Below are 10,902 nucleotides of genomic sequence, written 5' to 3' on the forward strand. Positions count from 1 at the left end.
AAAGAATGAAGCGATAAGGCTTCTAACCGCAAGGACTGTGGAGATAGCCTAATAAATTAGAGTTCGATAGAACTCTTTACTTAGGAATCCCCCACTTCTAAACGAAGTGAAAGTGGGGGTAGTTCAAGTTAGATGTAGCTTGCTTAAAATATAAGGAAGTATTTATAGGTTTTTTATTGCTCTCCGATGAAAATATCTTTCCTCTTAGTACAAAGATATGAAATACTAAGGAAAATGAATGTCAGTAGGATTGGTGATACTTATTTAGTTCAATTTCTAAGTACTTATTGACATAATCCAATGTAAATAACTACATTTTCAGTTGTATTATTTCTTAATTCAAGATTTTTTTTAAAGTTGAGATACAATACCTGATGGTGTTTTATTATTTGGATTTGATTGTCAATTATAGCTATTATTCCCCCGCAAATAGTATGAATACATATATTTTCATTTAAATATTCGTTTATAAGGACATAACCAGATGGACTTATAAATAAAAATGTTGAATATATATTTCCTATTTGATTAATTACCGTTTTACTCACTTCGTCATTTATCCCAATCGGTGTTATATTTTTTAGCATCATTGATAACTCTCCTTTTATGTTTATAAATTAAAGAAGAAATTTTATAAAAATACGTTAAATTGGATTTTGCAAATTTTTTTAATAAATACATAATTCGGCTAATTACAAAAGCATTTCAAGTCATTGCTATAATTCATTGTATGTTGAAAAAACGCAGTTTGATTGCAAACTGCGTTTTTGTTATAGATTATTTGGATTTCTTTGAAGGAACATGCAGTATGACAAAGACTTTTGAATTCCTTCTAAATTGGCAAAACATTGCTTTACACATCTATGCTCTTGCTCTATGACATTATTCAAATGCTCTCATTAAATTTTTCATAAAAACATATGCAACCTGATAACCTCAATTTTTAAGAAGTTGAAAATCCAATGTGTACTTTCTACCAATTACAAAATAGATTTACGACTATTCCAATTAAATTTTTATTTAAATCTTATCTAATTTCCAAAACGACTGTAAATTTATATTTTTCTTCTTCTCCCAAAGTTTTATGAACACTAATAATAACCTTATATTCACTTAATAATAATTGATTTTATTTCAGGTGCAACTAACCCACTAATTCTCCACTTTAACATTAGTATGTTTATGGCGCATTTTAAAATATATTGGGAGACCTAAACCAGTTAACCCTATTCCACATAATGCTAGTAATGGTTGTGTAAATAATGTATTTAACACAATAAATGCCCCACCAAATAAAGAGATTATTGGTACAACTGGATATAATGGTACTTTATAAGGACGTATAAGTTCTGGCTCTCTCTTACGTAAAATGAAAACAGCTAAAAATGTCATTGTATAGAATATCCATATAACAAACACTAACATATCTGTTAAAGTATTAAACCCACCAACAAGCATCATAATTACAGAAATTAATAAGATAAATATGCCAGAATTATAAGGAATTCTGCTTTTATTAGATAATGTAGCAAACCATTTACTAAAAGGCAGTTTATTCTCTAAGGCCATTGCATAGGGAATTCGCATTCCAGTCATAATATATCCATTAATTGTTCCAAACACAGAAATTAAGATACCGATACTAACTAATTTACCACCCATTGTACCAAAGAGAATTGTTGCTATTTCAGATGCTGGTGTATCAGTACCTGCGAGCGCAGTTGCAGACATGACCAGTAGAAATGCAATGTTAATTAGTAAATATACAATCATAACAATTGTTAAACCTAAAATAATAGCTTTAGGTAAATCTTTTTTAGGATTTTTCATTTCTCCAGCAATATTCCCAACATGTATCCATCCATCATATGCAAACATTGTTGCTAATAAAGCAGAACCAAGTGCAGAAATAAAAGACTTATCGGATCCAGCTTCAATTGGGAATAATTGAAACGTTACATCGCCTTGATGTAGTAACCCGAAAATAATAAGAAGTCCTAAAGGGAGTAATTTGCATATGGTAGAAGCCATCTGAATTCCACCAGCAGCTTTTGCACCTAAAAAGTTCATTAAGGTTACAAAAGTTGCAGTAATTATAGCAATTCCAACTATAAGCATTTGATTTTCATTAGGATTTAGTCCAAACAGGTTAACAGTTTGAGTCCCAAAAATAATAGCAAGTGCTGCAATATTTGCTGGAAAGTAAATGACTGTTTGTGCCCAACCTAATAGAAATGCTGTTAGATTTCCATAAGTACGTTTTAAATAGGCCATCATGCCACCTGTTTCTGGGATAGCTGCTGATAATTCAGCAGCAGTTAATCCAGCACATATAGTTAAAATTCCACCTATTATCCATGCAAGCAATCCTAAGCTTGCCGTACCAGTTGCACCATATACAGCAGTTGGTTTGAAGAAAACACCAGCTCCTATAACAGTACCAATTACAGTAGTTAAAGCAGCAAAGAAACCGATGTCTTTTTTTAGTTGTTGTGACAAAGTGATCACTCCTCTTTTATAAGAATAGATACACTCTCTAATGAATTTAAATTTTTGTTTAAATATTCTTCCCTATTTGTTTATAAAATATTTTTGCTAGTGAAATTTTGAACTTTATTATAGAAAATTAAATAACATAGCAAAATGAACAATTGTAGATACTTTTGTGAAATATTTCACATGTTTATCTGCAATTATATCTTTAATAAAACATTCAGATAAGAACATCTATATCCAACATAAATTTATATAATTTCCAGCTTGTAGTGTATAACCAAAATTTCTTTAAATTCAGAAGAGATGCTATTCGTGACAAAGTCTAGCATACAAAAAAATAGGATTCAATCATTATTTTGCAATAGGTTTTTTAAACCTATAAATTAAAGATATTTTGTGAACTATTTCACAATCAATTGACATAACAATTTGAATGTTGCTATCGTATAGTGGCAATCAGGCGATAAAAAATACCATATATGGCACAATAAATATATTGTGTTTAATATTACTCACTCGTAATCGCTGGTATTGTTTGAGAAATAAACTCGTTTGAAAGGACGTGCTAGTAATGAAAATTGGAATAGTAAAAGAGATAAAAAAAGGAGAAGCTCGTGTAGGGATGACTCCTGAAAATGTTAGAAAGTTAGTTAAAGAAGGTCATCAAGTTTTAGTGCAGAAAGATGCTGGTTTAGGTTCTGGATATACAAATGATGAATATACAAATGCAGGTGCAAGTTTAGTAACGCAAGAAAAAGCTTGGGATGTTGATATGGTAGTAAAAGTAAAAGAACCATTACCTGCAGAATATCATTACTTTAAAAAAGACCTTATTGTCTGGGGGTTTTTACATCTAGCAGCTTCTAAAGAATGTGTGGAAGCAATGAGACAAGCAGGAACTACTGCAATTGCTGGAGAGACAATTAGTGAAGATGGTATTTTAGCACTATTAAAACCAATGAGTGCGATTGCTGGTCGTCGCGCAGTCTTTATGGGAGCTTATTATCTAGAAAAACAACATCAAGGAGAAGGAATTTTATTATCAGGAATTGAGGGAATTCCTGCTGGAAATGTTGTCATTTTAGGTGGAGGAAATGCAGCTATTAATGCATGTGATATGGCAATTGGAATTGGTTGTCATGTAACAATTTTAGAACTAAACAACACACAAATTGCTTATTTAAAAGAAAAATATGCGAATGATTCTGTGCAAGTTATTGAATCTAATACTGAAAACTTAGAAAAACATATAAAAGAGGCAGACGTATTTATTTCGACTATCTTAATACCAGGAGCTAGACCACCGAAAATTGTAAAAGAATATATGGTTCAATCTATGAAACCTGGTAGTGTTATTGTTGATATAGCAATTGATCAGGGTGGAACAGTTGAAACAGTTGATCACTATACAACACATGATAACCCTGTATTTATTAAGCATGATGTAATTCATTATGCTGTACCAAATATGCCTGGTGCTACCCCACGTACTTCGACCATGGCTTTAGCAAATGGTAATATTGAATACTTATTAGCAATTGCTAAAGATGGATTAGAGAATGCAATTATCAACAAACCAGCTTTGGCATCTGGTATAAACATTTATAAAGGTACGATTACCTATGAAAATTTAGGATCAACATTAGAGTTAGATTATAAACCATTGAAAGAAGTGTTAATATGATTAACAAAGCTTTACCACTTAACATTGGTGATATAAAAAAAGCTCAACAAATTCTTTTTGGAAAAGCTCGTAAGACTCCGCTTGTTAAATCTTTCTATTTGACAAGTAAAACCGGTGGAGAAATATATTTAAAGTTGGAAAATATGCAGTTAACTGGATCATTTAAATTTCGTGGTGCATTTAATAAAATTTCAAATCTAACAGACGAAGAAAAAACAAACGGTGTAATTGCTTGTTCAGCTGGGAATCATGCACAAGGTGTTGCATTATCTTCTCATTTGCTTGGAATTAAAAGTAAAATTGTTATGCCAACTTCTGCACCACAAGCTAAAGTTGATGCTACTAAAGGATATGGTTCTGAAGTTATTTTACATGGAGACACTTTTGATGATGCTAAGGCTAAATGTGAAGAAATAATACAGCAAACAGGTGAAACATATTTACATCCATATGACGATGTAGAGGTAATGGCGGGTCAAGGAACAATTGGTTTAGATATTCTTGATGATATGTGGGATGTTGATACTGTAATTGTACCTATTGGTGGTGGTGGTATAATTTCAGGAATTTCAGTTGCACTGAAATCATTTAATCCGTCAATTAATATTATTGGTATTCAAGCTGCTAATGTCCATGGAATGAAAGCTTCTTATGATGTTGGAAAAATTGTATCACACTATGAAGCACCTACAATAGCAGATGGATGTGCGGTTAAAATACCAGGAAATTTAACCTTTGAAATTGTAAAAGAATTAGTAGATGATATTGTAACGGTATCAGAAGATGAACTAGAGGTAGCCATGAAAGATTTACTACAACGTGGCAAAGCTGTCGTAGAAGGGGCAGGCGCATTAGCTACAGCTGCACTTCTTGCAGGAAAAGTTGATCAATATATAAAAGGTAAAAAGGTAGTAGCAGTTATTTCAGGTGGAAATGTAGACTTAAAACGCATTTCCAGTGTATGCGAGCATTTCTTTGTTGCAAATGAAGTGAAATAAAGGTTTAGATAACCTATAACATAGATTGATTTTATGAAAGAAGAGCTAGGAAGGATATCTTAGCTCTTCTTTCATAAAAGGAGGCATGTATTTTGGCCAACTTATTACGAAAAAAATCTGTTTCGAAATTGTTGGGAGAAAGCCAAAGTAAGACTTTGACAAAAACACTAGGGGCATTTGACCTAACAATGCTAGGAATTGGTGCGATAATTGGTACAGGAGTTCTAGTATTAACTGGATTAGTGGCAGCAAGAGATGCTGGTCCAGCAGTTATTTTTTCATTTATGATTGCAGCAATTGTTTGTGGATTTGCAGCTTTATGTTATGCAGAGGTTGCATCTACACTTCCTGTTTCAGGTAGTGTGTACACATATTCATATGTAACGACTGCCGCAGTAGCTGGCGGATGGACTGGTTACTTCCACAACTTAGTAAGTGGATTGGGACTTGAAATTCCAAAAGCGCTGTTAACGATTCCGTCGCAAGGTGGTATGGTGAATTTACCAGCAGTTTTCGTTACGTTAGTTATAACTTGGTTATTATCACGAGGTACGAAAGAAAGTAAGCGTGTGAATAATATAATGGTATTAATTAAAATTGGTATTGTTGTTTTATTCATTGCTGTTGGTGTATTCTACGTGAAACCAGAAAACTGGATACCATTTGCACCGTACGGTTTAAGTGGAGTTTTCACGGGGGGAGCAGCGGTATTCTTTGCTTTCTTAGGTTTTGATGCATTAGCAACTTCAGCAGAAGAAGTAAAAAATCCGCAACGTGATTTACCGATTGGTATTATTGCTTCGTTAGTTATTTGTACAATCATTTATGTTGTAGTTTGTCTCGTTATGACAGGTATGGTTTCTTACAAGGAATTAGATGTACCTGAAGCGATGGCCTATGTACTAGAAGTTGTAGGACAAGATAAAGTGGCTGGTGTAATTGCTATTGGAGCTGTAATTGGTATTATGGCTGTAATTTTTGCCTATATCTATGCAGCAACACGTGTATTCTTTGCGATGAGTCGTGACGGATTATTGCCAGAATATTTTGCGGAAATTAACCGAAAGACAGAAGCGCCGACATTTACAACTTGGTTAACAGGAATTGGTAGTGCTTTAATTGCGGGCTTTATCGATTTAAAAGAATTATCAAATTTAGCAAATATTGGAGCGTTATTAACATTCGCGATGGTTGGTGTAACTGTCATCATTCTTCGTAAAACGCATCCGAAATTACAACGTGGATTTATGGTACCATTTGTACCAATCTTACCGATTATTTCAGTTGCATGTTGTCTATTCTTAATGGTAAATTTACCGTTAAAAACATGGATATACTTCGGTGTTTGGTTGGCAATTGGAGTAGTTGTATACTTTGTTTATTCGAAAAAACATAGTCACCTAACAAAAGAAGAAACCTCATAGTGGGGTGTGTGTAGCAATGGAACCAAAACTTACGTTAAGTATTAGCGGACATTCATTTTACGGGCTATTTCGTATGTTAGTGAACATGAAATACCCATTTTGTGTATTGTGATGTCCGCTAATGATACTTATCGGACATTATCAGTGGAATATGTTCTTGATCTTTTTACAAAATCGAATTTTTCTGTTTCAGAAGAATGAAAAAGTATCTAAAATTGAGCTGTTTTCATATAAAAAGTGATAATTTTATCATTTCTAATGTCCGCTAATGCTTGTTGCGTTATCCTGTTACATTGCTACACATACCCCTATATCTGAAAGAGTCATCATGCATTATCATGAAAGCGTAATCAAAAGGTAAGGTATTTTTTGTTGTTCATGAAAATGCTTCCTTGTAAACATCATAAGAAGGAACGGTATGATATCCTTTTCAATATTCAGGTGCATACAAGTTTTTAAATAACCGGACAATATTATATAGCTCAAGGAGTTATTAAGCATCATCATGAAAGTGCAATCAAAAGATACGATGTTTTTGGTTGTATATGAAAACGTTTCCTTTCCGAACGCCATAAGAAGGAACGAACAAAGATGGGTACAGCTGTGCACAAGGAAGCCTCGCATTTGAAACAAAAGGTGTAGCAATTACTGAAACTATCCTTTTACAAAAGGATCAATTGGTAATTAAAGGCCAGACAATCATGACTCAGGAAGAAAATTTCCTGAATAACAAGAAAAGAGGAATATAGCTATGTCTACAATAAATGAAGATGTGAGCATGAAGAAAGCTCAGGAATATAGTGTTAAGAAAGCAGTACCCATTACCTTATTGTTATTTCTATTATGTTTGGTAATTGACAATTCGTTTAAGATTATTTCTGTTGATATGGCAAAGGATTTTCACATTTCAGTGACAACTGTTAGCTGGCAAGCAACCCTAGCTGGCCTTGTAATTGGAATTGGGGCAGTAGTTTACGCTGCTTTAGCAGATTCCGTTAGTATCAGAAAACTTTTTAGCATTGGTATTATTTTAATATGTGTCGGTTCAGTCATGGGATATATTTTTCAACACTCGTTTTTACTAGTGGTTATCTCACGAATTATCCAGACTGCCGGTTTAGCATCAGCTGAAACCTTATATGTGATATTTGTAACAAAACATTTACCTGCAAATGAACAAAAGAAATTTTTAGGATTAAGTACAAGCAGTTTTGCTCTTTCACAGCTTATAGGTGCACTAACTGGAGGTTATGTTTCAACATATTTCCATTGGACAACTCTGTTTTTACTTTCTTTAGTAACACTTTTCACCCTTCCTTTTATTTTAAAGTATCTTCCTAAGGAAGAAGCGAAAAACAGTAATGTAGATGTATTAGGATTATTTCTAGTTGGAGCCATTTCAGCATCACTACTACTATATATTACCGATTTTAATTGGATTTACCTTCTCTTGTTTATTGTTGCAATTACCTTGTTCCTTACTTATATCAGCAAGAACTCAAAAGCTTTTATCGGAATATCATTCTTTCAAAATAAACAGTTTATCTCATTGCTTGGAGTTGCTTTTATAATTTACTCTGTACAGTTAGCATATATTTTCTTATTTCCATTCTTGCTTGAAAAGATTTATGGTTTGAAGCTAGATACCATTTCACTATTATTGATTCCAGGCTATATAGCAGCTACTATAGTCGGGGCTCTTTCTGGAAAAGTTGCGAAGGTTATGGGAAGCAAGCAATGTATTACACTTGCTATGTCTAGCATTATCGTCAGCTTACTATTAGGCGGATTCTTTATAAAAACTTCGGTTGTTGTATTTGTGATATCCATGATTTTATTCTCTAGTTCATTTGCATTCATGTATGCACCATTACTTGATTCTTGCATTTGTACAATTGAAAAAGAAAAAACAGGAACAGCGATCGGTTTTTATAACTTAACACTTAATGTCGCTATGTCAATCGGAATTGCCTATACAGCAGCAATGATGGACCATTCCGCAATGCAAAAAAGCTTCCTAGGGATTACAAGTAATTTAGATGCTTCCATGTTTAGTAATATCCTATTCATTCTCGTACTCATTACCCTTTTTAGTTTATCTCTGTACTGGGTATTAGTAGGACGAAAAGCGACAAAATAGATTTATAAAACCTTAAAATGATTATTTCATGTTAGAACCCCATATCCCATTGTTATCAAGCAAGGCATTGGTGAAAAAAGGTTTACCTGATGTATACGCAGCTATTGATGCTTATACAATTAAGCCTGCTGTAGATTTGAAATAAAGTCGCGATGTTTTACCCCTTTGGATATTTTTTATCTAAAGGGGGTTTTTTATAGTGAAAAGGAAAAGAACATCTGAATTGAAAAGTGGATTAAGGAACTGTTGAGTGACAATAGATTTGTTCCGTTAAAGGGCCATATTCTGGAATAACGGGTAACCCCAAGATACCTGTAACTTTTACATTTAAACTTTAGCGGAAATAATAAAATCCTTTTTGGTTAAGCCTTAGAGGACATTAGAATCTTTAATTCCTGGTGTTAATGTCCTCTATCTTGATAACGCTCATTTAGGTCTGCACGACATTCTGTTCAGGTCCCAGTTGATTCGTATTTTGAGAAAAACGGTAGTATGTAACTCGTTTTTTGTTATTAGCTTGATGGGCATGGGGTACCACCAGCATTTTGGAAAAAACCCACGCTAAGAGCATGCAAGATTTTATGCAAAAAATCGGGAGACATAGGGAACTATGGGGAGGCCAAAATAGGAATGTATAAAAAAATGCATAGTATCATAGAAAAAGAAAAAGGCGGATTCCTTGTGAGATTAGGATTCTGCCATGTCCTTGCTACCAATAATAATGCATTATGTTAACCTTACATGAATACCATATACATACAAAAATACAAGAAAATCGATTATTTTAAATGATACAATAAGAAATAGGAGGTGAGTGAAATATGACAAAAAAAACGGGGTGGACTAGTCTAATAGGATTAGTCTGGTTAGCAACCATTGCATTACTTTGGACAAACTTTGCTAAGTTGATTCCAAATACAGTTGCTTCTCTAAGCATCTTTATTATTATGATTGTCATTGCAACAGGGGCTAGTCTGACAGGACTTTACCGACTTAAAAAGAAAAAATACTGAGAACGGATCGTACCTCTCTCCAAATGGGGAGGGGTTTGCTCTAATGTTAAAAATCAGCTTCCTATAACGAAATTTATGTAAACAAAGGGGAAAAATATGATTAAACAAGCTAGTGAAAATGATCTGAATGAAATTCTAGCAAAATCAGATAATGCTCTATACGAAGGAACAGTCAAGACTTTTAAACCTACACAAAAACGAGTAAAAGAAATTGTACAAACAACATTAGAACAAGGAGCATACTACTTAGTACTTAAAGACGATGACAATCTAAATGATGACTTAAAGGGATGGATTCTAATTGGCAGTGGTAAAGATTATTTTTCACAAGAGAGTGTAGGATTCATTTACGAATTATACGTTTTACCAGAGTATCGTGGTCAAAAGCTTTCAAAGAAATTGATGAAAGCAGGATTAGATGAATTGTCTTTAAAAGGACATAAAGAAATACGATTAAATGTTCATGCAATGAACTTTGCAAGAGAACTATATAAAGAATTTGGTTTTGTAGATCGGCAGATTTCCATGAGTTTAACCTATAAATAAAGAACTTCCAATAACAATTGATTATGTGAACGAAAAATCCCTTCAGAAGATTCGAAGGGACTTTTTTTAGGTTTTTAGATACAGTGACTGCTGATAAGTGGTGTTATGTTAATCTATGAAGTAAATGTCGAATTTATCAGAATTTTATATTTTTTTGTTGATTTATGTTATTTTTAATGTTAAACTCATAACAACAAAGAAAGAGTCACCGAAAACCCTTATCGGTTAAATTTTCAGAATTTTTAGTCTTATTTATCGGTTTACTCCATGTGATTTACACGTTTGTGTATTGCTTTTCCGCTCTTTCTTTGTTCTACCCTATAAAAGAAAACAACCTGTTTTTATCCAAGTTGTTTTCTTTTGTAAAAATTTTATTTGTTGTTTAACAGTTGGGATTACTATTTTAAAAGTTATTATGGTTTATAGGGGGGCGATAGCTAATAGATTGGATGGTTCTGGTGCAAAAAATCTCTTAAACTTGGACATACTGATATTACTACTCTACAAAAGGTGTGTGATCAGTATGGAAAAGGAGAATTTGTTCAAATGGAAGCATTATCAGCCTGAACTAATCTTATTAACAGTAAGGTGGTACCTACGG

Annotated in this window: 8 protein-coding genes and 1 pseudogene; 7 read left to right on the plus strand and 2 right to left on the minus strand. The window is 33.1% G+C overall.

All coding sequences use genetic code 11. The features are described from left to right. Positions 1 to 284: 284 nt before the first annotated feature. Both BWGOE10_RS27625 and BWGOE10_RS27630 read right to left on the minus strand, forming a co-directional pair. On the minus strand, positions 285 to 590 hold the full coding sequence (locus BWGOE10_RS27625; RefSeq protein WP_070145995.1) for a hypothetical protein: 306 nt from the start codon (positions 588 to 590) through the stop codon (positions 285 to 287). Positions 591 to 1,152: 562 nt separating this feature from the next. Then, entirely contained in the window at positions 1,153 to 2,499 is a 1,347-nt protein-coding gene (locus BWGOE10_RS27630; RefSeq protein ID WP_070145996.1) for an APC family permease, read from the minus strand. Positions 2,500 to 3,067: 568 nt separating this feature from the next. Here BWGOE10_RS27630 and ald point away from each other — a divergent pair. From ald to BWGOE10_RS32210, 7 genes and pseudogenes are all read left to right on the plus strand, one after another. Beyond that, on the plus strand, positions 3,068 to 4,180 hold the full coding sequence (gene ald / locus BWGOE10_RS27635) for an alanine dehydrogenase (RefSeq protein WP_070145997.1): 1,113 nt from the start codon (positions 3,068 to 3,070) through the stop codon (positions 4,178 to 4,180). Further along, positions 4,177 to 5,178, plus strand: a complete 1,002-nt coding sequence (gene tdcB / locus BWGOE10_RS27640; protein WP_070145998.1) for a bifunctional threonine ammonia-lyase/L-serine ammonia-lyase TdcB — start codon at positions 4,177 to 4,179, stop codon at positions 5,176 to 5,178. Before ald ends, tdcB begins: the two co-directional genes overlap by 4 nt. 92 nt (positions 5,179 to 5,270) lie before the next feature. Continuing rightward, entirely contained in the window at positions 5,271 to 6,602 is a 1,332-nt protein-coding gene (locus BWGOE10_RS27645) for an amino acid permease (protein ID WP_070145999.1), read from the plus strand. A 751-nt stretch (positions 6,603 to 7,353) separates the two neighbouring features. Beyond that, complete coding sequence (locus tag BWGOE10_RS27650; RefSeq protein WP_070146000.1) at positions 7,354 to 8,742, plus strand: MFS transporter; 1,389 nt, start codon at positions 7,354 to 7,356, stop codon at positions 8,740 to 8,742. A gap of 821 nt (positions 8,743 to 9,563) precedes the next feature. Next, positions 9,564 to 9,755 (plus strand): hypothetical protein, encoded by a 192-nt coding sequence (locus tag BWGOE10_RS27655; RefSeq protein WP_070146001.1) that lies wholly within the window; start codon positions 9,564 to 9,566, stop codon positions 9,753 to 9,755. A gap of 96 nt (positions 9,756 to 9,851) precedes the next feature. Next, positions 9,852 to 10,301 (plus strand): GNAT family N-acetyltransferase, encoded by a 450-nt coding sequence (locus tag BWGOE10_RS27660; RefSeq protein ID WP_070146002.1) that lies wholly within the window; start codon positions 9,852 to 9,854, stop codon positions 10,299 to 10,301. 523 nt (positions 10,302 to 10,824) lie between these two features. Beyond that, positions 10,825 to 10,902 (plus strand): annotated as a pseudogene (locus BWGOE10_RS32210) (IS6 family transposase); the annotation flags it as partial.

It is taken from the genome of Bacillus mycoides, from assembly GCF_001757995.1.
GTDB classification, from domain to species: domain Bacteria; phylum Bacillota; class Bacilli; order Bacillales; family Bacillaceae_G; genus Bacillus_A; species Bacillus_A mycoides_B.

What these genes read in the sequence shown, in the direction of transcription:
- BWGOE10_RS27625 (WP_070145995.1), bottom strand. Translation starts at nt 590, where the DNA reads ATGATGCTAAAAAATATAACACCGATTGGGATAAATGACGAAGTGAGT.
- ald (WP_070145997.1), top strand. Translation starts at nt 3,068, where the DNA reads ATGAAAATTGGAATAGTAAAAGAGATAAAAAAAGGAGAAGCTCGTGTA.
- tdcB (WP_070145998.1), top strand. Translation starts at nt 4,177, where the DNA reads ATGATTAACAAAGCTTTACCACTTAACATTGGTGATATAAAAAAAGCT.
- BWGOE10_RS27650 (WP_070146000.1), top strand. Translation starts at nt 7,354, where the DNA reads ATGTCTACAATAAATGAAGATGTGAGCATGAAGAAAGCTCAGGAATAT.
- BWGOE10_RS27655 (WP_070146001.1), top strand. Translation starts at nt 9,564, where the DNA reads ATGACAAAAAAAACGGGGTGGACTAGTCTAATAGGATTAGTCTGGTTA.
- BWGOE10_RS27660 (WP_070146002.1), top strand. Translation starts at nt 9,852, where the DNA reads ATGATTAAACAAGCTAGTGAAAATGATCTGAATGAAATTCTAGCAAAA.